The sequence below is a fragment of the Streptomyces albidus (ex Kaewkla and Franco 2022) genome (assembly GCF_013870515.1).
In the GTDB taxonomy this organism is placed as follows: domain Bacteria; phylum Actinomycetota; class Actinomycetes; order Streptomycetales; family Streptomycetaceae; genus Streptomyces; species Streptomyces albidus.
On the sequence record NZ_JACBXA010000038.1, the window covers coordinates 1 to 22,339 of the forward strand.

The 22,339-nt window shown below is 68.8% G+C and carries 26 protein-coding genes and 2 pseudogenes; 19 read left to right on the forward strand and 9 right to left on the reverse strand.

The window, feature by feature from the left end; genetic code table 11:
* From H5J26_RS09295 to H5J26_RS09330, 9 genes and pseudogenes are all read left to right on the forward strand, one after another.
* Window positions 1-807 (forward strand): annotated as a pseudogene (locus H5J26_RS09295) (hypothetical protein); the annotation flags it as partial.
* Between the two features lie 118 nt (window positions 808-925).
* Entirely contained in the window at window positions 926-1,639 is a 714-nt protein-coding gene (locus H5J26_RS09300) for a DUF2993 domain-containing protein (RefSeq protein WP_181765272.1), read from the forward strand.
* A gap of 221 nt (window positions 1,640-1,860) precedes the next feature.
* Window positions 1,861-1,944, forward strand: a complete 84-nt coding sequence (locus tag H5J26_RS32405; protein WP_368073103.1) for an Ms5788A family Cys-rich leader peptide — start codon at window positions 1,861-1,863, stop codon at window positions 1,942-1,944.
* A gap of 202 nt (window positions 1,945-2,146) precedes the next feature.
* Complete coding sequence (locus H5J26_RS09305) at window positions 2,147-2,986, forward strand: sulfurtransferase (protein WP_181765273.1); 840 nt, start codon at window positions 2,147-2,149, stop codon at window positions 2,984-2,986.
* Window positions 2,987-3,062: 76 nt separating this feature from the next.
* A complete protein-coding gene (locus H5J26_RS09310; protein ID WP_181765274.1) occupies window positions 3,063-3,350 on the forward strand; it encodes a DUF1416 domain-containing protein in 288 nt (95 codons plus the stop codon).
* A gap of 135 nt (window positions 3,351-3,485) precedes the next feature.
* Window positions 3,486-3,854: a DsrE family protein gene (locus H5J26_RS09315; protein ID WP_181765275.1), complete on the forward strand. Its 369-nt coding sequence runs from the start codon at window positions 3,486-3,488 to the stop codon at window positions 3,852-3,854.
* Between the two features lie 281 nt (window positions 3,855-4,135).
* A complete protein-coding gene (locus tag H5J26_RS09320; protein ID WP_181765276.1) occupies window positions 4,136-4,714 on the forward strand; it encodes an FABP family protein in 579 nt (192 codons plus the stop codon).
* A gap of 22 nt (window positions 4,715-4,736) precedes the next feature.
* Window positions 4,737-5,243 (forward strand): Fur family transcriptional regulator, encoded by a 507-nt coding sequence (locus tag H5J26_RS09325; RefSeq protein ID WP_181765277.1) that lies wholly within the window; start codon window positions 4,737-4,739, stop codon window positions 5,241-5,243.
* 62 nt (window positions 5,244-5,305) lie between these two features.
* The gene (locus H5J26_RS09330) at window positions 5,306-6,277 is read left to right on the forward strand and encodes a YgfZ/GcvT domain-containing protein (RefSeq protein ID WP_181765278.1); all 972 of its coding nucleotides are present in this window, start codon (window positions 5,306-5,308) and stop codon (window positions 6,275-6,277) included.
* 18 nt (window positions 6,278-6,295) lie between these two features.
* Here H5J26_RS09330 and dtd read toward each other — a convergent pair whose 3' ends face one another.
* Window positions 6,296-6,721, reverse strand: coding sequence for a D-aminoacyl-tRNA deacylase (gene dtd, locus H5J26_RS09335; protein WP_181765279.1), 426 nt, complete (start codon window positions 6,719-6,721; stop codon window positions 6,296-6,298).
* Window positions 6,722-6,882: 161 nt separating this feature from the next.
* Between dtd and H5J26_RS09340 the strand changes: the two genes are divergently transcribed.
* The 3 genes from H5J26_RS09340 to H5J26_RS09350 all read left to right on the forward strand — a co-directional run bounded on the left by H5J26_RS09340 (window position 6,883) and on the right by H5J26_RS09350 (window position 9,871).
* On the forward strand, window positions 6,883-7,497 hold the full coding sequence (locus H5J26_RS09340; protein WP_181765280.1) for an ABC transporter substrate-binding protein: 615 nt from the start codon (window positions 6,883-6,885) through the stop codon (window positions 7,495-7,497).
* A gap of 44 nt (window positions 7,498-7,541) precedes the next feature.
* Window positions 7,542-8,534 carry an asparaginase gene (locus H5J26_RS09345; RefSeq protein ID WP_181765281.1) on the forward strand — a complete coding sequence of 331 codons (993 nt, stop codon included), beginning with the start codon at window positions 7,542-7,544 and terminating at the stop codon, window positions 8,532-8,534.
* Between the two features lie 86 nt (window positions 8,535-8,620).
* Window positions 8,621-9,871, forward strand: a complete 1,251-nt coding sequence (locus H5J26_RS09350; protein ID WP_181765282.1) for a GNAT family N-acetyltransferase — start codon at window positions 8,621-8,623, stop codon at window positions 9,869-9,871.
* Between the two features lie 30 nt (window positions 9,872-9,901).
* Here the strand turns inward: H5J26_RS09350 and H5J26_RS09355 are convergent, their stop codons facing one another.
* Window positions 9,902-10,078 carry a hypothetical protein gene (locus H5J26_RS09355; RefSeq protein WP_181765283.1) on the reverse strand — a complete coding sequence of 59 codons (177 nt, stop codon included), beginning with the start codon at window positions 10,076-10,078 and terminating at the stop codon, window positions 9,902-9,904.
* Between the two features lie 132 nt (window positions 10,079-10,210).
* Between H5J26_RS09355 and H5J26_RS09360 the strand changes: the two genes are divergently transcribed.
* Window positions 10,211-11,200 (forward strand): winged helix-turn-helix domain-containing protein, encoded by a 990-nt coding sequence (locus H5J26_RS09360; RefSeq protein ID WP_235980574.1) that lies wholly within the window; start codon window positions 10,211-10,213, stop codon window positions 11,198-11,200.
* Between the two features lie 68 nt (window positions 11,201-11,268).
* Here the strand turns inward: H5J26_RS09360 and H5J26_RS09365 are convergent, their stop codons facing one another.
* A complete protein-coding gene (locus tag H5J26_RS09365) occupies window positions 11,269-12,063 on the reverse strand; it encodes an HAD family hydrolase (protein ID WP_181765284.1) in 795 nt (264 codons plus the stop codon).
* Between the two features lie 188 nt (window positions 12,064-12,251).
* Between H5J26_RS09365 and H5J26_RS09370 the strand changes: the two genes are divergently transcribed.
* On the forward strand, window positions 12,252-13,370 hold the full coding sequence (locus H5J26_RS09370) for an aminoglycoside phosphotransferase family protein (RefSeq protein ID WP_181765285.1): 1,119 nt from the start codon (window positions 12,252-12,254) through the stop codon (window positions 13,368-13,370).
* A 37-nt stretch (window positions 13,371-13,407) separates the two neighbouring features.
* On the forward strand, window positions 13,408-14,100 hold the full coding sequence (locus H5J26_RS09375) for an HAD family hydrolase (RefSeq protein WP_181765286.1): 693 nt from the start codon (window positions 13,408-13,410) through the stop codon (window positions 14,098-14,100).
* 118 nt (window positions 14,101-14,218) lie between these two features.
* On the opposite strand, the gene H5J26_RS31945 is transcribed toward H5J26_RS09375, so the two are convergent.
* Window positions 14,219-14,350 carry a hypothetical protein gene (locus tag H5J26_RS31945; protein ID WP_268933045.1) on the reverse strand — a complete coding sequence of 44 codons (132 nt, stop codon included), beginning with the start codon at window positions 14,348-14,350 and terminating at the stop codon, window positions 14,219-14,221.
* Between the two features lie 137 nt (window positions 14,351-14,487).
* On the opposite strand from H5J26_RS31945, the gene H5J26_RS09380 reads away from it, so the two are divergent.
* Window positions 14,488-14,910: an ankyrin repeat domain-containing protein gene (locus H5J26_RS09380; protein ID WP_181765287.1), complete on the forward strand. Its 423-nt coding sequence runs from the start codon at window positions 14,488-14,490 to the stop codon at window positions 14,908-14,910.
* A 15-nt stretch (window positions 14,911-14,925) separates the two neighbouring features.
* Here the strand turns inward: H5J26_RS09380 and H5J26_RS09385 are convergent, their stop codons facing one another.
* Window positions 14,926-16,035, reverse strand: a complete 1,110-nt coding sequence (locus H5J26_RS09385) for a MerR family transcriptional regulator (RefSeq protein ID WP_181765288.1) — start codon at window positions 16,033-16,035, stop codon at window positions 14,926-14,928.
* Window positions 16,036-16,348: 313 nt separating this feature from the next.
* On the opposite strand from H5J26_RS09385, the gene H5J26_RS09390 reads away from it, so the two are divergent.
* Complete coding sequence (locus tag H5J26_RS09390) at window positions 16,349-17,080, forward strand: DUF4097 family beta strand repeat-containing protein (protein ID WP_181765303.1); 732 nt, start codon at window positions 16,349-16,351, stop codon at window positions 17,078-17,080.
* Between the two features lie 76 nt (window positions 17,081-17,156).
* Here H5J26_RS09390 and H5J26_RS09395 read toward each other — a convergent pair whose 3' ends face one another.
* Window positions 17,157-18,275: an aminotransferase class V-fold PLP-dependent enzyme gene (locus tag H5J26_RS09395; RefSeq protein WP_181765289.1), complete on the reverse strand. Its 1,119-nt coding sequence runs from the start codon at window positions 18,273-18,275 to the stop codon at window positions 17,157-17,159.
* A 215-nt stretch (window positions 18,276-18,490) separates the two neighbouring features.
* Between H5J26_RS09395 and H5J26_RS09400 the strand changes: the two genes are divergently transcribed.
* Window positions 18,491-19,102: a hypothetical protein gene (locus H5J26_RS09400; protein WP_181765290.1), complete on the forward strand. Its 612-nt coding sequence runs from the start codon at window positions 18,491-18,493 to the stop codon at window positions 19,100-19,102.
* Between the two features lie 146 nt (window positions 19,103-19,248).
* On the opposite strand, the gene H5J26_RS09405 is transcribed toward H5J26_RS09400, so the two are convergent.
* Both H5J26_RS09405 and H5J26_RS09410 read right to left on the reverse strand, forming a co-directional pair.
* Window positions 19,249-19,914 (reverse strand): maleylpyruvate isomerase N-terminal domain-containing protein, encoded by a 666-nt coding sequence (locus tag H5J26_RS09405; protein ID WP_181765291.1) that lies wholly within the window; start codon window positions 19,912-19,914, stop codon window positions 19,249-19,251.
* A 138-nt stretch (window positions 19,915-20,052) separates the two neighbouring features.
* Window positions 20,053-20,193: a hypothetical protein gene (locus H5J26_RS09410; RefSeq protein WP_181765292.1), complete on the reverse strand. Its 141-nt coding sequence runs from the start codon at window positions 20,191-20,193 to the stop codon at window positions 20,053-20,055.
* Between the two features lie 18 nt (window positions 20,194-20,211).
* Between H5J26_RS09410 and H5J26_RS31395 the strand changes: the two are divergent.
* Window positions 20,212-20,688: pseudogene (locus H5J26_RS31395) on the forward strand (transposase); the annotation flags it as partial.
* Between the two features lie 201 nt (window positions 20,689-20,889).
* On the opposite strand, the gene H5J26_RS09415 reads toward H5J26_RS31395, so the two are convergent.
* A complete protein-coding gene (locus tag H5J26_RS09415; protein WP_309237844.1) occupies window positions 20,890-21,957 on the reverse strand; it encodes a beta-propeller fold lactonase family protein in 1,068 nt (355 codons plus the stop codon).
* Window positions 21,958-22,339 lie beyond the last annotated feature (382 nt).

Consider the following 22,339-nt stretch of genomic DNA (forward strand, 5'->3'; position numbering starts at 1 on the left):
TCGGCCTCCACCACCTCGCGCAGCAGCTCAGCGGCCCGCGGCGACAGCTCACCGCTCATCGCACCGGGCTTCCAGTCCGCCGCTCTCACCACCGCGCTCGCGTTGGTGCTGGCCGGCGCCGCGCCCCTGGGCAGCGTTCCCCTCGCTCTCGGCGTCGCGCTGCTTCAGGCCGTGACCGCCGCCGGCTGGTTCCGGCTGAACGGCATGTGGCCCGCCCGGCAGGGAATCGCGCTCGCCTTCCTCGCGGGCCTGGCGACCGACGCGGGCCTGCTGCTGGCGGACGACGCCGACACCCCCGCCGTACTGATCGGCGTCCTCGGTGTGTGGTGCCTGCTCACCCTCACGCTCCACCTGCGCAACCACTCCGGCCCCGACGAGCGGCTCTACGCCCTGACGGCCGCCTTCACCGCCACCGCCCTCACGGTCGTCGCGGCGGGCTTCCTCGCCTCGCTCGACGTGGCGACGGCGGACGCCGTGACGGTCGGTGCGGCCGCGGTGGCCGTCGCCACGCTCGCCCGTACGCTGCCGCTGCCACCGTTCGTCTCACCCTGCGTCGCGCTGCTGGCCGCCGCGGGAGCGGGCGTGGCGATCGGGCAGCTCACCGCGCTCGGTGGCGCCGCCGCGTCGACGGCGCCGACGGCTGCCGGCGGACTCCTCGGCCTGGCAACCGGCGGATGCGCACTCATCGGTCTGAGGGTCGCGAGCTACGACTATCCGTCGCGCTTCGTCCACATGACAGCGGGCGTGGCACTGCCTCTGGCCCTCGCGGCACCGGCCGTCTACCTGTTCGGCAGAGCCGTCGTCTGACAGGCGCTCACGTTAGGCTCGCCGCAGGCCGGCGGCCCGTAGAACCGTCGGGCCCCGCAGTGCGTCGGATCAGTATGTCGGACAGTCAGAGACCGCCAGAGCATGGGGGAGATCGCAGATGCGCGCACTACGCAGAGGGCTCATCGTCCTCTTCGTCCTCGCGGTGCTGTTCGTCGCCGCCGACCGTCTCGCGGTCACGCTGGTCGAGGGCGAAGCAGCCGAGAAGATCAAGAACGCGAAGGGTGTGCCCTCCACCGCCGAGACCTCCGTCGACATCAAGGGCTTCCCCTTCCTGACCCAGGTCGTCGGCAGGGAGCTCGACGAGGTCGACGCCGAGCTGACGGGGATGAAGACCCAGGCGGCGGACGGCGGCGATCTGACGGTCACCCGGGTCGACGCGCAGCTGAAGGACGTCCGCATCAACAGGGACTACGACGGCGCCGTCGCCGACGAGGCAACGGGCTCCGCCTTCGTGACGTACAAGGACCTGACGGGCGCCGCCCCTGACGGCGTGCGCGTGAACTGGGGCGGCAAGGACGACAAGGGCAAGGGCCGGGTGAAGGTGACCGCCGGTATCTCCCTGCTGGGCCAGAAGTTCGAGCGAAGCGTCACCAGCACCGTCAGCCTCTCCAGGAACGACACCGTGAAGCTGCACGCCGACGAGGTGCCCGGCGGCGACATCCCCGGCCTCGAGGACACGATCCGAGAGAGGATCGACTTCGCGCGGAAGATAGCGGGACTGCCTCCGGGGCTGGAGCTGGACAGGGTCGAAGCCACGAAGAAGGGCATCGAGCTGTCCGTACGCGGCAAGGACGTCAAGCTCGGGAACTGAGCACCCGCCCGGCCGCGCACCCCGGGCATCACGCTGGAACGCCGCCGTCCCGGTCCACGAGACGGCGGCGTCCGGGACCCAGGCAGAACCGCCTTCGGACACCCCCGCGACCACGCCGGAGCGAGCTCGCCGGAGCCCCGAATCCCATATTGCGGTCCCTGTCGTCTCACAATATGGATCTGCGGTGACACAGGGCACCCACCGTCCTTACGATCGACACCATGAAGCGACAGGCGGACCTCACGAAGCGACGTGCAGTCGACTTGTGCCGCGTCGCAGCGATGCTCTGTCGCACTTCCTCCTGAGGCTGCCGCCCGCACGCCCCCGTCTGAGCCTCTCAGCAGCTCAGCGACCGCGCGGCCGCACCTCATCAGCCCGCCGACATCCCGGCTTTCGCGCTGCACGGCGCCGTGTGCGCGTGTGCCTGACGGCCCCCGTTTGTACGTGCGCACCCGATCCGCCCCGTACGCACCAGCTCATCACCAACACGCCTCGGAGGAGAAACTCATGAGCCGTAGTGACGTCCTCGTAGACGCCGACTGGGTCCAGGACCGCATCGACGACCCCAAGACGGTCATCGTCGAGGTCGACGAGGACACCTCGGCCTACGACAAGAACCACATCAAGAACGCCGTACGGATCGACTGGAAGCAGGACCTCCAGGACCCGGTGCGCCGTGACTTCGTCGACCAGGAGGGCTTCGAGCAGCTTCTCTCCGCCAAGGGGATCGGCAACGACGACACGGTCGTGCTCTACGGCGGCAACAACAACTGGTTCGCCGCCTACGCCTACTGGTACTTCAAGCTCTACGGCCACCAGGACGTGAAGCTGCTCGACGGCGGCCGCAAGAAGTGGGAGCTGGACTCCCGCGACCTGGTCGAAGAGGTGCCCAGCCGCCCGCAGACCAGCTACAAGGCCAAGCCGCAGGACACCTCGATCCGCGCCTTCCGCGACGAGGTCGTCGACGCGATCGGCACCAAGAACCTGGTGGACGTCCGCTCGCCCGACGAGTTCAGCGGCAAGCTGCTCGCACCGGCCCACCTTCCGCAGGAGCAGTCCCAGCGTCCTGGCCACGTGCCGAGCGCCCGGAACATCCCGTGGTCGAAGTCGGCCAACGACGACGGCACCTTCAAGTCGGACGACGAGCTGAAGGAGCTGTACGAGGGCGAAGGCGTCGACCTGGGCAAGGACACCATCGCCTACTGCCGCATCGGTGAGCGCTCCGCTCACAGCTGGTTCGTCCTGCACGAGCTGCTGGGCCAGCCGAACGTCAAGAACTACGACGGCTCCTGGACCGAGTACGGCTCGCTCGTCGGCGTTCCCGTCGCCGTCGGCACCGAAGGCTGACCGACTCCTTCCCCCTCGGCCCTTCGGGCCTGGGCGGGGCCCCGAGCACGCACCGAAGAGAACCGAAGGGAAAACCATGTGCGGAGCCAAGGCAGGCGGCCCTGACGCCTCCACGATCAAGCCCGGCGAGACGACGATCCAGGGCAACGTGACCCGCGGCGGCGAGCCCGTCACCGGTTACGTGCGACTCCTGGACTCCACCGGTGAGTTCACCGCGGAGGTCCCCACCTCCGCGACCGGCCAGTTCCGCTTCTACGCGGCCGAGGGCACCTGGACCGTACGCGCCCTGGTGCCGGGCGGCACGGCGGACCGTACGGTCGTCGCACAGGACGGAGGCCTCTCGGAGGTCGCCATCGCGGTGTGAGCTGCGTGTGAGGCGTCCGCGCGACGCACAACGTGACGTCCGGCGCCGTGCGCCGGCGTACAGGTGAGGGAGCCGTTCCCCGGGTGACCGGGGGACGGCTCTTTCGTGTGTGCTCCGCGGCATACGCTTGCGCTCATGGCAGCAACCAAGAAGCTCGTGATCAAGGTGACGGCCGGTGCGGACGCCCCGGAGCGCTGTTCGCAGGCGTTCACCGTGGCGGCGGTGGCCGCGGCGAGCGGCGTCGAGATCTCTCTCTGGCTCACGGGGGAATCGGCGTGGTTCGCGCTGCCCGGCCGTGCCGCGGAGTTCGAACTGCCGCATGCCGCGCCGCTGCCCGAGCTGATCTCGGGCATCCAGTCCGCCGGCCGGATCACTCTGTGCACGCAGTGCGCGGCACGCCGCGGCATCGAGGAGAAGGACGTCCTGGAGGACGTGCGGATCGCAGGCGCCCAGGTCTTCGTCAGCGAGATCATGGGCGACGGCGTGCAGGCGCTCGTCTACTGAACGGCCCGGCGCCCCGTCCACAGGCCGTGTACGACGCCTCTGTGGCCGCCGACTAGAATCGGACCCGTACGTCAACAGCACACTTCGGCACATCCAAGGAGCACACCCCGTGCTTGAGGCATTCTTCACCGCACTGATGGTCCTGGTCTGCGTGGGCACCGCGGCCTTCGCCGGTCTCACACTCAAGAAGCTCTACCAGGGTCAGCGCTGACCACGGCCTTCGCGCCCGGTCCGCTCCGCGCCCCTCCTCTTCCGGCTCCCTACAGATCGTCTGAGTCCTCATGATCGAGATCCCGTCCGACCTGCACCCGGACCTCGTCCCGCTCGCCTTCCTGCTCGGCAACTGGCAGGGCGCGGGCGTCGCCGCCCTCGACGGCGACGACGGCCCCGGCACCGACAAGTGCAACTTCGGGCAGGAGGTCACCTTCACTCACGACGGGCGCGACTTCCTCGAGTACGTCTCGCACACCTGGCAGCTCGACGAGGAAGGCAACAAGGTCCGGCCTCTGGAGAGCGAGACCGGGTTCTGGCGGATCGACTCCGAGCGCAAGGTCGAGGTCGTCATGATCCGCGACCAGGGCGTGGCCGAGGTCTGGTACGGCGAGATGGCCGACCAGAAGCCGCAGATCGACCTCGCCACGGACGCCATCGCCCGTACGCCTTCGGCCGCCGAGTACAGCGGGGGCAAGCGGCTGTACGGATACGTCAAGAGCGACTTGATGTGGGTCGGTGAGCGCGCAGCTCCGGGAGTGCCGCTGCACCCGTACATGTCGGCCCACCTGAAGAAGTCGGTCGACCCGAGGGAATGGGCGAAGGACCTGGGCGATCTGCCCGACGACGGCATCGCCTTCTTCCGCTGAGCGACGGTTCTACACTGGCGGAGTGGTGAGCACGGACTGGCAGAGCGACCTCCGAGCGCGCGGATACAGGCTGACTCCGCAGCGCCAGCTCGTCCTGGAAGCCGTCGACAAGCTCGAGCACTCCACACCGGACGAGATCCTCGCCGAGGTCAGGCGCACGGCGGGCGGCGTCAACATCTCCACCGTGTACCGCACGCTGGAGCTGCTGGAGGAGCTCGGCCTCGTCTCGCACGCACACCTCGGCCACGGCGCCCCGACCTACCACCTCGCCGACCGTCATCACCACATGCACCTGGTCTGCCGGGACTGCACCGAGGTGATCGAGGCCGATCTGGCGGTGGCCGCCCCGTTCGCCGACAGCCTCCGCGAGGCGTTCGGCTTCGACACCGACATGAAGCACTTCGCCATCTTCGGGCGCTGTGCGGAATGCTCCGCGCGGCAGCCCGAGCAGTCCGCGCCGGCGACTGACGACGCGGCCTCCGGGCCCAACGGGGAGCAGGCCTCGAAGAGCGCCCGAGAGGCGTCGTAGTCTGGTCGTATGTCCTTCAACAGCCCGATCCGCTGCCTGCTCGTGCTGCCTGGTGGTGCCGCATGAACTCTCCGCTCCTCTCGTTGCCCGGCGCCGTCGCCGCCGAGGGCCAGGACGAAGGTGTCGCCGCGCACTACGGCGACCTCTTCCGTGAGCAGCGCTCGCTGGCCGCGGGCGCCGGTTTCGTGGATCTGTCCCACCGCGGAGTCGTCGCCGTCTCAGGCGACGACCGGCTGTCGTGGCTGCACCTGCTGCTGACCCAGCACGTCAGCGAGCTCCCGCAGGGCCACGCCACGGAGGCGCTGATCCTCTCCGCCAACGGGCACATCGAGCACGCGCTCTACCTCGTCGACGACGGCGCCACCGTCTGGATGCACACCGAGCCCGGCTCGCAGGACGCTCTCATCGCCTACCTGGAGAGCATGCGGTTCTTCTACCGCGTCGAGATCGCGGACCGCACCGAGGAGTACGCGGTCGTGCACCTCCCCGCCGGCTCCATCGCCGAGGCCCCCGAGGGCACCGTCGTACGCGAGACCGCTCACGGCCGCGACCTCTTCCTCCCGCGCTCCGGGCTGAAGTCGTTCGCCGACGAGAGTGGTCCCGCCATCGGTCTGCTCGCGTACGAGGCACTGCGCGTCGAGGCGCACCGGCCGCGGCTGGGGATGGAGACCGACCACCGCACCATCCCGCACGAACTGGGCTGGCTCGGCACCGCAGTTCACCTCGAGAAGGGCTGCTACCGCGGCCAGGAGACGGTCGCCCGGGTGCACAACCTGGGCAAGCCGCCGCGGCGGCTGGTGTTCCTGCATCTGGACGGAAGCGACGTACGCCTTCCGGTACACGGCGACTCCGTACGGCTCGCCGAGGACGGCCCCGAAGGGCGCAAGCTCGGCTTCATCACTACCGCCGCCAGGCACCACGAACTCGGGCCGATCGCCCTGGCGTTGATCAAGCGCAACGTCCCGGTGGACGCCCCGCTGATCGCGGGCGAGGACGCCACGGCCGCGGCGCAGGAGGTCGTCGTCGCGCCGTGAGGGCGACGCCCCGCCGCGTCAGACCTCCAGCAGGACCGTGAACGGACCGTCGTTGGTCAACGAGACCTTCATCTCCGCCCCGAACCTGCCGGTCGCCACTTCCGCGCCCAACTCGCGCAGCTGGGCGACGACTTCGTCCACCAGGGGTTCGGCGACCGGCCCGGGGGCGGCGGCGTTCCAGGTGGGGCGGCGGCCCTTGCGTGCGTCGCCGTAGAGCGTGAACTGGCTGATCACGAGCAGCGGGGCGCCCAGGTCGGAGCAGGACTTCTCGCCCTCCAGGATCCGGACCGTCCATAGTTTGCGGGCGAGTTGGGCCGCGGTGGCCGCGGTGTCGTCGTGCGTGACACCGACCAGCACGCACAGTCCTTGCCCGACGATCTCCCCGACGGTCCGGCCGTCCACGACGACCTCCGCACCGTCCACTCTCTGCACCACAGCTCGCATAGCAGCCATCATGCCCTGCCGCTCGGCGATCTGTTCGCATGCTCCGGATGGGTGCGACATCGCTGCGCGGGAGCCCCGCACAATGGCACGATGCGCACAGGCGGTACGTACCGCTGCTCTCATCACCAATGCGGCCATAAAGGATGAAGGGGACACCTTCCATGAGCGCAACCGGCGCCGCCCGTACGCCTGGTGGCCTGCCCGCCGCCCGTGACGGCTCGTCCAGAGCCGGCTCCGCGTCCGCAGCCCGCACCGCGGGCGCAGAGGTCGCGGAGCCCGAACTCCCCGCACTGCCCGATCTTCCCGTGCTGGACGGGCTGGGGCTTCCCGAGCTCCGTGCGCTGCTCCGTCGCGCCCAGCAGGAAGAGGGGGACCTGAGCTACGTACGGCGTCTCCTCCAGGGCCGCATCGACATCCTCCGGGCCGAGCTCGCCCGGCGCAGCGCACCCGGGTCGCCGCTGCTGGACCTCCTTCCGGAGATCCTGACCGACGAGCCCTCCCGGCACCGCTCCTCCGCCCGCCACGTGACGCTCGGCACACCCCGCAGCGAGGAGTACCGCTCCCTGGCCGAGACGATGCTCTCGGAGGTCGAGCTGAGCGACCTCACCGCCCGTACGGACGACGAGCTCCACGACGCCATGGGCCGCCTCGTGCGCTACGAGCAGGACGTCTCGCAACGGCGGCAGGTGATGCAGCGCACGGCGGACGGGTGCAGCACGGAAATCGCCCGAAGGTACCGTGAAGGGGAAGCGCAAGTGGAAGACCTGCTCCCCTAGTCGAGGCGACGGGGCACGGTCAGCAACTGAAAGGCCGGCCGCCGATGCCCTCCCTCACCTCCGATACCGGTGCCCCCGACGGGATACCGCCGGTGCTTGCCGAAGTCGTACGCGACGGCTTCGTCGAGGGACATCACCGCGGTTCGCTCGTGGTGCTGGCACCCGACGGCAGCATCGAGAAGTCGCTGGGCGACCCCGGCTCCCCCTTCTTCCCCCGTTCGTCCAACAAGCCCGTGCAGGCGTCGGCGATGCTCCGCAGCGGGCTCGATCTCTCAGGCGCCCGGCTGGCACTGGCCACGGCGAGCCACTCCGGTGAGCCCTTCCATCTCGACCTGGTCCGCCGGATGCTCGCGGAGAACAACCTGAGCGAGTCGGACCTGCAGTGCCCCGCCGAACTCCCCCTGGACCAGGGTGAGGCGGAGCGCGCCCTGGCCGCGGCCGGCCCGGACGGGCAGGCCGCCCGCAGCCGCCTGTTCATGAACTGCTCGGGCAAGCACGCGGCGATGCTCCACGCCTGCGTGGTCAACGGCTGGCCCACGGAGACCTACCTGGACCCCGGCCACCCCCTCCAGAAGCTCATCGCCGAGACGCTCGAGTCCCTCTCCGGCGACGCCGTCTCCCACGTCGGTACGGACGGCTGCGGCGCCCCCCTCATGGCGATCTCCCTCACCGGGCTCGCACGGGCGTTCCGCGCCATCGCCCTCGCTCCGCCGGACAGCCCGGAGGGCAGGGTCGCCGACGCCATGCGCACGCACCCCGAGTACGTCGCCGGCACGCAGCGCAGCGACACCTGGCTGATGCGCGAAGTGCCGGGCGTGATCGCCAAGGTGGGCGCCGAGTGCGTCCAGGCGGTCGCCTTCCCGGACGGCCGGGCCCTCGCCTTCAAGATCTACGACGGCGGGAACCGTGCGCTGGGCCCCGTGCTCGCCCGTACGCTCGCGACGCTCGGCGTCGACTCACCGGTGCTGGACCGCATCGCCGACTCGCCTCTGATGGGCGGTGGACGGAAGGTCGGCGAGGTGCGGGCGGCCTTCTGACCTCGTCCGACGAGCCTCCGGAAGCTGCCCGGGCGGAACGTTAATCCAGGTGCGCCCCGCGGGCGACCCGGCCTAACGTGACGCGCATGGCCCTCGACATCCGGACTCTGACCTCCCCCGACGAACTGCCCGGCTGGCTGCGTGCTGTCTCCGTCGGCTTCCTGCGCTCCCCCGAGGTCACCGATGAGGCCGTCGCCGTCCTGGGCCGGGACATTGAACTCGCGCGGACACAGGGCGCGTTCGACGACGGCCGCTGCGTCGGCACGTTCCGTACGACTCCGCAGCAGATGACGGTTCCCGGCGGCGCGAGCCTGCCGTCCTGCGCGGTCACGAACGTCACCGTCTCCCCCACACACCGCCGCCGGGGGCTGCTCACGCGGATGATGGGCGAGGCGCTCGTCGAGGCGAAGGGGCGCGGGGACGCCTTCGCTTCGCTGATCGCCGCCGAGTACCCGATCTACGGGCGGTACGGCTTCGGCCCTGCCGCCTGGACCGCGGAATGGGAGGTCGAGGTCGCGCGCACCGGGCTGGACCCGCGGCACTCCGGTCCTGCCGACGGCCGCGTGGACTTCGCCGATGCCGATGAGATACGCGACATCGGTCCGTCACTCCACGAGCGCTACCGCGCGCAGCCTCACCGGCAGGGAGTCATCGACCGTCCCGAACGCTGGTGGATGGTGCACACGGGCGAACGGCGCTTCTCCGGGGACGAGTTCACCCCGCCCTTCTACGTCGTCCACCGGGACGCCCACGGCGAGCCGCAGGGCATGGTCTCGTACACGGTGCGGGAGCGGTGGGACGGCAAGCTGCCGCAGAACACCGTCGACGTGCAGTTCCTGACGGCCCTGACGCCAGCCGCGGAGCGCGCCCTCTGGCACTTCGTGCTCTCCATCGACTGGGTGACCCGCGTACGTTCCGGCCTCCGCGCCCCGGACGACGTGCTGCCGCTGCTGCTGCCCGACCCCCGGGCGGCCGTGCTGCAGACCTGCGCGGACTTCCTGTGGCTCCGCCCGCTCGACGTGCCGCGCATGCTGGAGTCCCGCAGCTACACCACGCAGGGCACCCTCGTCCTGGACCTGCGCGACGAGGCAGGGCTCGCAGGTGGGAAGTTCCGGCTGGAGGCGGGGCCTGACGGCGCCTCGTGCACGTCCGCCCGATCTCAGGACGCCGATCTGGTCCTGGACATCGGGGAGTTGGGGACGCTGTACCTGGGCGACGAGTCGGCGGTACGGCTCGCCGCGCTGGGCCGCGCCGAGGAACGTCACGAGGGCGCCGCCGAGTTGGCGGACGCCCTCTTCCGTACGTCACGACGCGCGTGGTGCCCGGACATCTTCTGAGCCTGGCTCCTTGCCCGGACGTCGCGCGGTTCAGACGATCAACATCGTGAGCACGACTGCGCCTATGCAGCTGCAGGTGATGTTCTTCGCCTTCACTCCGACACTCAGCAGTACGAAGCCGATGACTCCGAGGGCACCGAACTGCCACTCCACCAGTCGCTCGAAACCAATGACGACACCTGCGAGCACAAGGGCGAACAGAGGCATGGCATTCCCTCCTTCTTCGAGCAAGGAACGGTGCGTGGGGGGAAGTGCGCCCATACGTCGTCGGACAGGCGGCAGGACCGGAACGCGCGATGTTGGCGGGTACTGCGCTTACTTGGATGATAGCTGCGGAACTTGTTCGCCATCTCGATCAGTTGTCCACCAACTTCGTTCGAAGTCTCCCCACTTGGCGATGGCTTAAAAACAGTTGGCGAACAACTCCCGCGGCTTGGCCGGAAGTTGTACCTTCTTGTTGTGGACAAGACGAGACCCGCCGAGCACGGACAGCCACCGCACGAGGCGATCGCGGCCACACTCCGTGAACGGATCCAATCCGGCGAGCTGCCGCAGGGCGCCCGCATCCCGACGCAGAAAGACCTGGCAGGCGAGTTCGGTGTCAACCGGACGGTCGTACGCCAGGCTCTCGACGCCCTCAAACGCGACGGCTTCCTCACGGACACCGGCCGCGGCGCACCACCGACAGTGGCCGAGCCCGCCCACTCCCATCACACGCCGAAGCCGGCGGGCACGGAGTTGGCGGAGCGGCTGTACGAGGCGTTCCGATCGGATCACGTCACGATCGACACGTACTCACTGACGACGGAGACCTTGAACAACGCATTGGCGCGACCGCACCGGTCCATCGTCGACAAGACGCTCACTCCGCGCTCGGTCACCGTGCGCGCGATCATCCCCAGTCCGGACGCGTATCTCGCCCTGCCGAGGCTCGTGGACGACGCGACCGACCGCCGCCCGCTCAAGCGGCTCCATGCGATCCAGAGGACCTGGGCAACGGCACTGCGCATGAGCCTCGGCGCCTTCAAGGACCGATATGACGTACCCGAAGTCTCATGCGAGATTCGGACTGTGCCCGCGACGCCCCTCCAGAAGCTGTACGTCCTCAACGGCAGCGAAGCACTCATGGGTTACTACCACGTGATTCGCGACAAAGTCACCTACAGAGGAGAAGAGCTGGACATCTACGATGTCATCGGCCTTGAGTCGACGCTCTTCCGCTCGTCAATCCACGACCACGACCAGCAGGACAACATGTTCGTCGAGGACTCCAAGAACTGGTTCCAGTCTCTGTGGAAGACCATTGCCGAGCCCATGGATCTCGACTGAGCTTCTTCCCCGGGATCGAATACGTCACCGACCGTACCGATTCACCTCGAACAGCGGATAAAGAGGCGTTATCGCAAGCGGCGAACGGAGCGCGAGGGACTCGGCTGCCCAACACCCGTCTGGTTCTGGGACTCCAGTGCCTTCAACACGTCTCCGAGCGATGACACGACATTCTCAACGCCTGCCGAAGCGAGCGCGGCTGCGCGAGCCAGGTCCGGCGCATAGCCGAGGAACTGCACACCCGCGGCCCGCGCAGCTTCCGCGTCGCTCGCCTGATCGCCGATCATGAGGCAACTCCGAGCGGGCAGCCGTGCGAGGCTGACAGCACGATTCACGCAGTACGGATCCGGCTTCATCAGCGACGGATCGCTTGGATCTCTTCCGATCACGTGGTCGAACAGGCCCTCGATGCCTTGTGCCCGGAGGTACCCGCGCACAGCACCAGCGGCGTTGTTGGTCGTCACCAACAACCTCTTGCCTCGCTGGCGCAGAGCCACCGTCAGCTCGGCGGCGTACGGGGTCGGTCTCGCGCTCGACACAGCAATCTCCTCGTGCTGCGTCAGCTGTTTCTCCAACTCGGCGTGCAGCAAGGCCGCTTGTTCAGGGGCCCTGTCGGCCGAATACGCGAGAGCCAGACCACGGAGGATGGCATGGGCTTCGACCGAGGCATCCAGGCCACGTGGCAGATCACCCCACACGGACTTCGCACCTTTCTTCAGCTCATCCGCGACAAATACTGCCGGATGCCCTGAGAAAGCGTCACAGAGTGGGCCGTCGAAGTCGAAGAGAACGGCACCGGCAGCTTGTATCAACTCACCTGCGGCTGCCGGGTCGTTGTGCGGGAGATCCTCAGTCGGACTCACACCCTCAGTGTGCGCGAGCCCCCGCGGCGAAGCACCCTCATTGTTCGAAGGCGACTCGAATTCGAGGGGTACTCGTGTGCTCAGCCATGTTCGGTGACGGCTTCACTGTGTGCCGGGGTTCGGACCAGCAAGAAGGCGGTAAGGTTCACGTCTTATCAGCCACTGAGCTCGCACAGGAAAGTCCACCGATGACCTCCCATGCGTTTCGGCACGCTTCTCGCGCCGGCAGCGTCGACGGTCCGTTGCAGGGCTATCACCGCGAGTGGTATGTCGTACGCCCCCACCCCGAGCTGACCGATATGGGCCGGGTGAAAGTAGGGGAGCCTCGCCGTGGCATCCCGTGGTTCGACCGCCGGTCCTTCCCGTACGAGGACGAGCTCCTTCCGAGGCTTGCCGACCTCGGAACGCTCAGCATCCCCCCGGTCCGGCGCCTCGAGTCTCTCGGGCTGGTGGTCCACGGATTCGTGGAAGGGGAGTCACTCGCGTCGTTGTGCCCAGCCGGCACAGCCGTGGACGAGGGCCTCCTGAGTCAGATCATGTCGGTCTTCGGTGAGTTGGCCCGCGTCCATCCCGACACCGTCGTCAAGTGGGGAATCGGCGAAAGCGGCATGGGGGAGGGCGATTGCCGACAATTCCTGCAGGGTCTCATCCGGTTCACCCGCGACGATGTGTACGAACCGAACCGTGAATGGTTCGGTGAACTGTTCGAGCAACTCGGTGTCCCCGCCGATGCGCTGGCGCCGGATTCGTGGCTCGTGTCCGAGGCCGCGGAACTCTCCGCCCACCGCCCTTTTTGCCTGCTGCACGGAGACCTGCACCGTGCGAACTTCATCGTGGACCACGAGGGCCGTCTCTGGACCATCGACTGGGAGCTCGCCACGGTGGGTGACCCTCTCTACGATCTCGCCACCCACCTGCACCTGATGAACTACCCCGTCGACCAGCAGCACGAGGTCGAGGAGCAGTGGCGGGCCACGATGCACGAGGTGCTCCCGGGCGCGACTGCCGGCTTCCACGCCGACCTGCCTCGCTATCTGGCCTACAAGCGCGCTCAGTCCGTCTTCACCGACGTCGTACGCCAGGCAATGGCGCTTCGCAGCTGTGAGACGCCCGAGGAGCGAGCCCACCAGTTGAAGCGCACCGGCATGACGATCAAGGGTGTACTCGAACGTGCCAGGAGCAGCCTGAACCCGGCCACGGTGCCCGACGCCGAGACGATCGAGTCGATCTACGCCGAATTCACGTCCCTGACCAGGGACGAGATGCCGTCACCGCTGTACGCCGTGGCTCACGCGGGAGATAGTTGAGCCGAACACCCGCAACGGTCCAGGTACGAGGAGCGGAATGCGCGATCTCATCGAAGCCGCCAAGTGCGTGCTCTTCGACTTCGACGGGCCCATCTGCCATCTCTTCCAGGACCGTCCCACGCCTGGGATCGCGGAGCGGTTGCGGGAGGCCGTGCTCGCCGGTGAGGAGGGCGACGGCTGGCTGCCGCAGACCAGCGACCCGCTGGAGATACTGCGCCTCGCCTTCGAGCAGCCCGCCCTCGTCGAGCGTGGCATCGCCCGGGACATCGAGCAGGCGTTGACCAAGGAAGAGGTTCAGGCCGCACCCGGCGCCTTCCCCACCGCCTACGCCGACACCCTCATCCGTACGCTCGCCGCGACGGGGCGGCAGCTGGCCATCACCACCAACAACTCGCAGCAGGCCGTGGAGCGCTATCTGCAGACCAGGCGGACCGGTGAGCTCTTCGCCGAGCGGATCCACGGCCGCAGCTCCGAGGGAGCGCTGAAGCTGAAGCCCGACCCGGACTGTCTGCTGCGGGCCCTGGAGTCCACCGGTACGCACGCGAAGGAAGCCCTGATGATCGGGGACGCACCCCGCGATCTGGAGGCCGCGCGGGCGGCGGGCGTCGCCTTCCTCGGGTACGCGCGCAACGAGCGCAAGGCCGACGAGCTGCGGGCGGCGGGGGCGGAGCACACCGTGGACACGCTGCGGGACGTCGTGCTGATGGTGGACCCCCGCGCGCACGTCTGACCCTGGAGACGTCCGGCCCTGGTCACGCGTGCAACGTCTGACGGGCAACCAGCCACGCGCGGGCCGCCCACTGCGCCGATTCCGCCGCGGTCGCCAACTCCGCCCCGCCGGAAGGCTCCTACGCCTGGAAGCGCACCGCACCGGCGGACCAGGCGCCGATGAGGCCGATGCCTCCTCCTCGCCCCAGAACGGGCCCAGAACCGCCGAGAACCGCCGCCACGGCAGGGGTGCGGTGCGTGGAGATGGGCATGCGACGAAGCGTACGTAAGGTGGGCACCCGGAAGCACCGTGCCGACCCTGCACCGCGGCCTTCAGCACTTTGGGGGTACTCGGCGGTGCCGGGGCGGTGCCCCTGTCCACTCGGCGCAGCAGCACGAGGAGAACGCGATGACCGACGGCCCCACGCCTCAGAGCAACGAGCCCGCTCACGACCCCGAGGTGCTGGAACTCGCCCAGAAGATCTTCGGACTCGCCCGGCACGGCGACACCGACACCATCGCCGCCTATGTCGACGCCGGTGTTCCGGCCAACCTGACCAACGACAAGGGCGACTCCCTCATCATGCTGGCCGCCTATCACGGCCACGCCCCCGCCGTGCAGGTGCTCCTCGACCGCGGCGCCGACCCGAACAAGCCCAACGACAACGGCCAGACGCCCATCGCCGGTGCCGTCTTCAAGGGCGAGGACCAGATCGTCCGCATGCTCCTGGACGGAGGGGCGGACCCGAGGGCCGGGCAGCCGTCCGCGGTGGAGGCTGCCCGTACCTTCGAGAAGCCCGAGCTGCTGGCACTCTTCGGTGAGGCTTCGTGACAGCAGCTCGTCGCCTTACGCCGGGGCCGCCAGCTCCAGTACGTCGGCGACGACGCAGCTGACGTTGTCGGGGCCACCGGCCAGGCGTGCCGTGTCGACCAGTTCACGGACCGTCCGCTCGGGCTCGTCCCCGGCGGCGAGCGCGGTGCGGACTTCCGCGTCCGGAACGACCGAGGTCAGGCCGTCGGAGCACAGCAGGTAGCGGTCACCGGCCTGGACGTCCTGGAGCCGCATGTCCGCCCTGTCGTCGGGACCTCCGATCAGCGCACGCGCGAGCAGCGACCGCTGTGGGTGCGAGTCGGCCTCCGCGGCGCTGATGCGGCCCTCGTCGACCATGGACTGCACGAGCGTGTGGTCGTGGGTGATCCGGGAGAGCTCCCCGTCGCGCAGCAGGTACGCGCGTGTGTCGCCGATGTGGACGAGCGCGAGCTGCGATCCCGTCCACAGCATCGCGGTGAGTGTCGTGCCCACCTCGCTTCCCGCAGAGCCATCGGGACCATCGGGGCGGGGCCCCGACGCCGCGATCTCGTGCACGGCCTCACCGGCCCGGGAGACGCTCTCTTCCAGGACGTTGAGAAGGTTCGCCGCCGGAAGGTCGCCGGTCTCCAGGCGCTTGAAGGTCTCCACGGCGGCTGCGCTGGCGGGTGCGCCGCCCTCGCCGAAGCCGTCGGCGACAGCGAGCAGCCGCGAACCGGCGTAGGCCGCGTCCTGGTTGTTCTCGCGTACGAGACCCGTGTCGGACAGCGCGGCGTAACGGATGCCGAGGTGTCTGTCTGTGTGCGGCATGGCTGAGTCCTCCCGTGACAGGTGGTCGATGAGGAAGGCGGCCATGTCACGCCGCGCGGAGACCTCGCTCTCGACCTGCGCCCAGTACGCCCGGATCTCCCGCGCCTGAGCGGGCCCGTCCAGACCCGTCAGTTCGCGGATCCGGGCCAGGGGCATCCCGAGGCGGCGCAGCCACGCCACCAGGCGGGCCTGCTCCAGCTGGCCTGGTGCGTAGAGGCGGTAGCCGGTCGTCGCATCGACGCGAGCGGGGGTCAGCAGTCCGAGTTCGTCGTAGAGACGCAGCGCCTTCGGCGACAGGCGGGAAGCCTTCGCGAAGGCACCGATCGTCAGCAGTCCCATGCCCGCTCCTCCTCACGCCGGGCGCCTCGCCCGGCCCTTCGATGCTGTGGCCTCCCCCAAGGACAAGGTCAAGGACGGCCTCAGCGGCGGGGGCGGGCGGGCACGGGCCGCATCTCCGGAACCGGCCGGCGCCGCCCCGTACGCGGGCGGCACGGCGATGTTCTCAGGCCGGGACCCACGTGCGGAGGGGTAACCCTTCGCGGGATCCGGGGGTTTGCCTCATGGCTGCGCCGCGACAGGTGCCATAACCTCATCGGGCATTGACCTTGAAGTGGCTGAATGTCAGCACTTCCACCATTACGGGGTGAGCATCATGGGCAGGCATCTCCGCCTCCTCGGGGCGGTCGCGGCGGCCGGGATCGGGGTGGGCGCGCTCGGCGCATGCGGAATCGTGCCCGGTGAGACCTTCGAGGACGGTACGAAGCTCTCGGAGAAGATCACGTCCGTCCGGCTGGACAACAGGTCGGGCGGGGTCACTCTCCGCGGCAAGGAGACGCTCACCAAGGTGTCCCTGCACCGCAGGGTCGAATTCGACGGCGACCGGCCGAAGGGCCCCACGCACCGGGTCGAGAACGGGGTGCTCGTGCTCGAGGGGTGCGGGAAGGGCTGCTCCGTCCGGTACACCGTCGATCTGCCGCGGCGCATTCCTGTCACCGGCAAGGTCACGGCGGGCGGAGTCGACCTGTCCGGCATGGGCAAGGTGGACGTGACGACGAGTACGGGAGCCGTCGACCTCGACGACATCGAAGGTTCCGTGGACGTGCGTACGACCAACGGCCGGATCAACGGGCACGGACTGAAGGGCGATCGCGTCACGGCCCGTACGTCGAACGGCGCCATCGAGCTGGCCCCTGCCACGCCGCAGGACGTCGACGCGAAGACGTCCAACGGCGCGATCTCCATCACGGCACCGGACAGCTCGTACAAGGTCTCGGCGAGGACGAGCAACGGATCCAAGAAGATCGGCGTGCGCAACGACCCGTCCGGCGACCACGAGCTCGATCTGGCGACCACCAACGGCGCCATCACCGTCAAGTCGGTCTGATCGCTTGGCGGTTCACGTCCGGGCAGCCGCGGGGGCGCTCGTCCCCGCGCCACTCGCCACGCGCCGTTCGCACTCGTCATGCGTCCTCGGTGAGGTGACCGGCGACCACCTCGGCCGCGCGGCCGGCGTCGTCGGCCGTGTTGTTGACGTGGAAGGCCAGGCGGAGCCGGCCCGCGCGGATGCTTCCCACGACGCCTGCGCGCTCCAACAGCGCAGGCGTGCCCGGGTCGACGGCGACGCTCACGATCGCGGAGTCGCCGGGCGGCAGGCCGACGTCCGTCCTGAACGTGTTCGCCAGGCCGAGAGCGTGCTCGTGCAGTACGTCCGTGCCGACCTCAGTGAGCAGGTCCAGCGCCGGTGCCTGGGCGGCCCACGAATGCCATACCGGGGAAAGGTCGAAGCGACGCGCCTCCTTCGCCAGCCGCAGGGGGCCGCCGTACAGGCTCTCCCAACGCTCCTCACCTGCGAACCAGTTCGCCGCATGCGGGATGAGCCCGTCGGCGAACTCCGCCTGCACCGTGAAGAAGCAGGTGCCCCGTGGCGCGAGCAGCCACTTGTAGCCGCCGCCGGCGGTGTAGGCGAAGCGGCTCGCGTCCACGGGCAGCCAGCCGACCGCCTGCGTCGTGTCGAGGAAGATCCGCGCGCCCGTCGCCTCGCACGCGGCGGTGAGGGCGTCGAGGTCTGCCAGGCGCCCGTCCGCCGACTGGACCGCCGAGACGGCCACCAGTGACGTACGCGAGGTCACAGCCTCGGCCAGATGCTCCAGCGGCACCTCACGGACCTGCACGCCACGGCGGGCCTGGGCGTGGAAGGGGAAGACGACGCTGGTGAACTCCCCGGCGGCGGTGAGGACTTCACAGCCGTCGGGCAGCGACGCCGCGACCAAACCCGCGAAGGCGCTGACCTGGCTTCCCACGGCCACCCGCGAGGGGTCCACGCCGACGAGTCCGGCGTAGGCGGTACGGGCTGCGGCGAGCGGAGCGTCGTACGACGACGCTTGCGCGGCGCCCCTGCGCCACTCGTCCAGCGTCCCTTGCAGGACGTCCAGACAGCGCCGGGGCGGCAGACCCATGGAGGCGGTGTTGAGGTAGACGACGTCGGGGTCGAACTCCGCCTGGGCGCGGGCGAGACGACTCGTCGCCTCGGACTGCCGGCCGTCGGGACCCGTCTTCTGCGTTGCTTCAGCCTTCTGCATGGCCTCAGCCTGATCCCGTACGGGACCGCGGGGAAGTACGCGCCATGGACCTCCCGCACCTTTCGCCGAAGCGGACCTGCCCGAGCCTGAAGGGCAGGCCCCCCGCGAGCGGATGATCACACTCTGGCAGGATCAGCCACAGCTCGAGGGTCCGGTTGTACGGGCGAGCTGCCCAGCCGGGCAACGGGGACATTCAACGGGGAAAGTGAGAAGCGATGCGTACGTGGACTCGTGCGGTGCCGGCGGCGATCGGTGCTCTGGCACTGGCGTTGACGATGACCGGCTGCAACCTCTCGGGGACGGGGAAGAAGAACAGCTCCGGCTCCCACTCTTCCGGCTCCGACTCGCAGGCGTCGAAGGGCAAGAAGACCTTCCGCCTGGGTGAGGCCAGTCCGGAGCAGGAAAGCACCATGAAGGAGTCGGCCGACGCCAAGTACACGGTCACACCGACCAAGGTGCAGACCGGTACCAAGGCCGACATGGACAACTCCGGCCTGAAGAAGGACAAGGGGGACGGTCCGCAGGTTCCCGTCTACGTCTGGTCGACGCTCACGCACAAGAGCGGCAAGGCCATGGAGGTCGGCGACATGGACGGGTCCCTCGTGGCCAAGACGGACAAGGGCCATCGCACCCGCGCCCTGATAGTCCTGCTGGGCGAGGCGAAGTGGCCCGACTGCCCGGCGCCGGACACGGACAAGAAGCTGAGCCCGGGCCAGTCGGAGAAGATCTGCAGCGTCTTCCTCGTGCCCGAGGGGCACAAGGCCGCCGCTGTGGAGCTGTCCCAGGGCTTCACCGCGGAACCGCTGGAGTGGCCCGTCGACAGCTGACCGTCCCGGCAAGCGAAGGCGAGCGTCAGTACGACCCCGCCCCAGGCGGAGGCTGAGGTACCCGCCGACCGCTGGATCAGTGGCCCCGTCCGGAAGCCCGGGCGGGGCCGCACCCATGTGCACACAGGGGTCCTGCGTCGGACAGCTCAGCCGAGGGCGAGGGGGAGCTTCGCCGCGAGATCGCCCAGCGCGGCCTTCTCCGCATCGGTCGGCGTGCGACGTCCGGTGCCGATCAGCAACACGTCCTTGTCCGAGAAAGATGCGGGAAACGAGGCGGGGAACAGACTCGCGGCGATCTTCTCCAGGGACGCGCGTGCCGCCGCGAGGGTCTCCGCGGGCGGATCGGCGGCCGACGGCAGATGCGCGATCAGGTCGAGGTGGTGCAGGGTCCATTCGAGCACGTACGCGGACAGGTAGTCGGCGACGGTGAGCACCTCGTCGCGGGTGCTGACGCGGAGGGCCGGATCGGCGAGTCCGGCGGCGCGGCCCGCGGCGGAACCGACGTCGTCGAAGTGGAACTTGAGCCAGCGCGGCTCGCCGTATGCGGCGGCCAGCCGTGGGATCAGCGCGTCGAGCGGGTCCTCACCGGTCGGGAGTTCGACGAGGCTCCAGTAGGTGACCGCGTCCACGGTCGGCTCGGATTCGGCGGGCGTGACCAGGGTGATCAGGACGTCCTGTGCGGCGATGACCAGGTGGCACACCACGTCCCTCACGAGCCAGCCGCTACAGCCGGAAGGCCGCTCGAAGTCGTCGTCGGGGATATCGGCGACCGCTGTGCGCAACGCGGTCCATGAGCGTGAGAAGAGATCCACTTCGGCACGGTATGGCCGGTCGGGAACAGCGAACAACCGCATTTGGAGGTGCGGTTCGAGTAGGGCGCGGCGCGGTTCGAGCAGGCGCCGCGCGAGGCGCGTGCCGGCGGATGCCTCAGGGGCCCGGCAAGGAAGGCCTCACAAGGTGCCCCGGCGGATTTCGCCGCCCGGCGCCTCGCCGTCCTGTCCCGCGTCCCCCAGCAGCCCGGCCAGGCCGAGCCGCGTGAACCTCTCCGTCGGCAGGCCCCTGTCCGCCGTCCTCCTCGACCGCTGCGGCACGCGCCCCTCCCGGGAGCAACCCACTCCATCTGCGCCTTCCGGCTGACTTTGGTGTCAGACACTTCGGTGGACGTCGCCATGGTCTTGCGGGATGTCATGCTCCCTCTCCCCATGAGGGCGGAGTGGGACGACGATATGGAGTGGCCCTGTCCGGGCCTTCCCGCCGCAGTCGTGGCCGAGTTCGCTGGACATCAGGTCGCGGCACTGCCGTTCTTCAGTCCGAGACGGTGACGAGCGATCACGGCTCTGTCCGTCGCAACCATCATCTGGTCGAAGTCCAGGAAGCCATCGGCTGTCGGGTGTTGCCAGCAAGAGTCCTGCGTCCGACTGACAAGCAGGCCGTGGAGCAAACCTTGCAGTGTTCGTTCACTCCTGTTCGAGCAGTTGCCCGGCTCTACAGGTGTCGATGTTGCCGACCGCGGCGCAGATCCAGAGCGTGACGCGTCGCTGACCATCAGCGAGATGGAACACCTGATCGCAACATGGGTCGTCAAGAGGGCAGGACCAGCGAGTGGTCCTGCCCTCGGCTGTCTGGGAACGTCGAACCCCGGCGCGACATGCAGCGCCGGGGTTCGATGAGGAGAAGAGGAGCCGTGCCGGATACGAACTATGAACGGTGCCACCAGCTGCGCTGCCGCCCCTCTGGGTGGTGACGGGTTCGCTGGTGTCGATCACCGACGCATCGGCGGGTCCTGGTTACCCACGTGGCCGATGCGGGGTGATGGCCACGCCGAACGGTCCGCTTCCGGCAGGGATGGTGGCGGTGACTTCCTTGATGTGGGTGTTGATCACCGACACCGTGTTGCTGGCAAGGTTGGTGACGTAGGCGCGGCGACCGTCCGGAGTGATGGCCACGTCGCTGGGCCTGTTGCCGACGGGGATGATCGTGGTGACGGTGTTGGTCTTTGATTTGATCACCGACACGTTGTCGTCGCCCCGGTTGGCGACGTAGACGCGGCGACCGTCCGGGGTGACGGCCACACCGTTGGGCTCGTCGCCGGCGGGGATCGTGGCGGTGACGGTGTTGGTCTTCGTGTCGATCACCGACAGCGTGTCGCCGCTGAAGTTGGTGACGTAGGCACGACGGCCGTCCGGAGTGACGGCCACGCTGAACGGCCCGTCGCCGACTGCGACGGTCTTGGTAACGGTGTTGGTCCTGGTGTCAATCACCGACACGTTGTCGCCGTTGAAGTTGCTGACGTAGGCACGACGGCCGTCCGGAGTGACAGCCATGCTGAACGGCCCGTCGCCGACTGCGACGGTCTTGGTAACGGTGTTGGTCTTCGTGTTGATCACCGACACGTTGTCGCTGCTGGAATTGGTGACGTAGGCACGACGGCCGTCCGGAGTCACGGCCACGCCGCTGGGACTGTCGCCGACGGGGATCGTGGCGGTGACGGTGTTGGTCTTCGTGTTGATCACCGACACGTTGTCGCTGTTGGAATTGGTGACGTAGGCACGACGGCCGTCCGGAGTGACGGCCACGCTGAACGGCCCGTCGCCGACTCCGATGGTCTTGGTGACGGTGTTGGTCCTGGTGTCGATCACCGACACGTTGTCGCTGCTGAAGTTGGCGACGTAGGCGCGCGTCTGGTCGCCGTCCGCAGCGGCGGGCGTGGCCGCGGCGAGTGGGACCGTCAGGCCCCCCAGCACCGCCAGTCCCGCCACCCAGGCCCGCACCACCCTCGACCACGAGCGCTCACCGCCGTTGCGTCTCCCGGCGTTTCCCTGGTCTGGTGCTCTGTGTTCCGCGATATCCGACACGAAGACCTCCTGCAGCACTTGCTGGCCATGGCCTTGATCACGCTATGTGCGGGTATCTCCTGGGGCGATCGGAGATCGCACCGCTGGGGCCGTACGGACGACCAAATCCCCCTATCGGCCACCCGCCGACAGCATCGGTGCCGGCCCCTGAACCGAGATGCTGTACGCCCACTCGACGACGTGACGGCGGGTCAGAGCCCAGGTGGGCGCTGGAGGAACCGGCGGCCCGTACAGCTGGGTCAACGCCAGGAACCGAGCGAGTTGTTCGTGTCCATTTCGGAGGTCAGGAGTCCGGCCTGGCACAGCTTCGCGCCAACCCGTGGGCTCGAACCGGAGCGATGTCTCCCGGAGCCCTCCGTACCCGCCGGCCTCTGAACACAGC

Bases quoted from the DNA above. Each gene is read 5' to 3' on its own strand.
- H5J26_RS09390 (WP_181765303.1), top strand. From the start codon at position 16,349: ATGGGCAGGCATCTCCGCCTCCTCGGGGCGGTCGCGGCGGCCGGGATC.
- H5J26_RS09315 (WP_181765275.1), top strand. From the start codon at position 3,486: ATGGCAGCAACCAAGAAGCTCGTGATCAAGGTGACGGCCGGTGCGGAC.
- H5J26_RS09305 (WP_181765273.1), top strand. From the start codon at position 2,147: ATGAGCCGTAGTGACGTCCTCGTAGACGCCGACTGGGTCCAGGACCGC.
- H5J26_RS09350 (WP_181765282.1), top strand. From the start codon at position 8,621: ATGGCCCTCGACATCCGGACTCTGACCTCCCCCGACGAACTGCCCGGC.
- H5J26_RS09300 (WP_181765272.1), top strand. From the start codon at position 926: ATGCGCGCACTACGCAGAGGGCTCATCGTCCTCTTCGTCCTCGCGGTG.
- H5J26_RS09340 (WP_181765280.1), top strand. From the start codon at position 6,883: ATGAGCGCAACCGGCGCCGCCCGTACGCCTGGTGGCCTGCCCGCCGCC.
- H5J26_RS09385 (WP_181765288.1), bottom strand. From the start codon at position 16,035: ATGGGACTGCTGACGATCGGTGCCTTCGCGAAGGCTTCCCGCCTGTCG.
- H5J26_RS09320 (WP_181765276.1), top strand. From the start codon at position 4,136: ATGATCGAGATCCCGTCCGACCTGCACCCGGACCTCGTCCCGCTCGCC.
- dtd (WP_181765279.1), bottom strand. From the start codon at position 6,721: ATGCGAGCTGTGGTGCAGAGAGTGGACGGTGCGGAGGTCGTCGTGGAC.
- H5J26_RS31945 (WP_268933045.1), bottom strand. From the start codon at position 14,350: ATGCCCATCTCCACGCACCGCACCCCTGCCGTGGCGGCGGTTCTCGGC.
- H5J26_RS09380 (WP_181765287.1), top strand. From the start codon at position 14,488: ATGACCGACGGCCCCACGCCTCAGAGCAACGAGCCCGCTCACGACCCC.
- H5J26_RS09310 (WP_181765274.1), top strand. From the start codon at position 3,063: ATGTGCGGAGCCAAGGCAGGCGGCCCTGACGCCTCCACGATCAAGCCC.
- H5J26_RS09330 (WP_181765278.1), top strand. From the start codon at position 5,306: ATGAACTCTCCGCTCCTCTCGTTGCCCGGCGCCGTCGCCGCCGAGGGC.
- H5J26_RS09395 (WP_181765289.1), bottom strand. From the start codon at position 18,275: ATGCAGAAGGCTGAAGCAACGCAGAAGACGGGTCCCGACGGCCGGCAG.
- H5J26_RS09375 (WP_181765286.1), top strand. From the start codon at position 13,408: ATGCGCGATCTCATCGAAGCCGCCAAGTGCGTGCTCTTCGACTTCGAC.
- H5J26_RS09345 (WP_181765281.1), top strand. From the start codon at position 7,542: ATGCCCTCCCTCACCTCCGATACCGGTGCCCCCGACGGGATACCGCCG.
- H5J26_RS09400 (WP_181765290.1), top strand. From the start codon at position 18,491: ATGCGTACGTGGACTCGTGCGGTGCCGGCGGCGATCGGTGCTCTGGCA.
- H5J26_RS09370 (WP_181765285.1), top strand. From the start codon at position 12,252: ATGACCTCCCATGCGTTTCGGCACGCTTCTCGCGCCGGCAGCGTCGAC.
- H5J26_RS32405 (WP_368073103.1), top strand. From the start codon at position 1,861: ATGAAGCGACAGGCGGACCTCACGAAGCGACGTGCAGTCGACTTGTGC.
- H5J26_RS09355 (WP_181765283.1), bottom strand. From the start codon at position 10,078: ATGCCTCTGTTCGCCCTTGTGCTCGCAGGTGTCGTCATTGGTTTCGAG.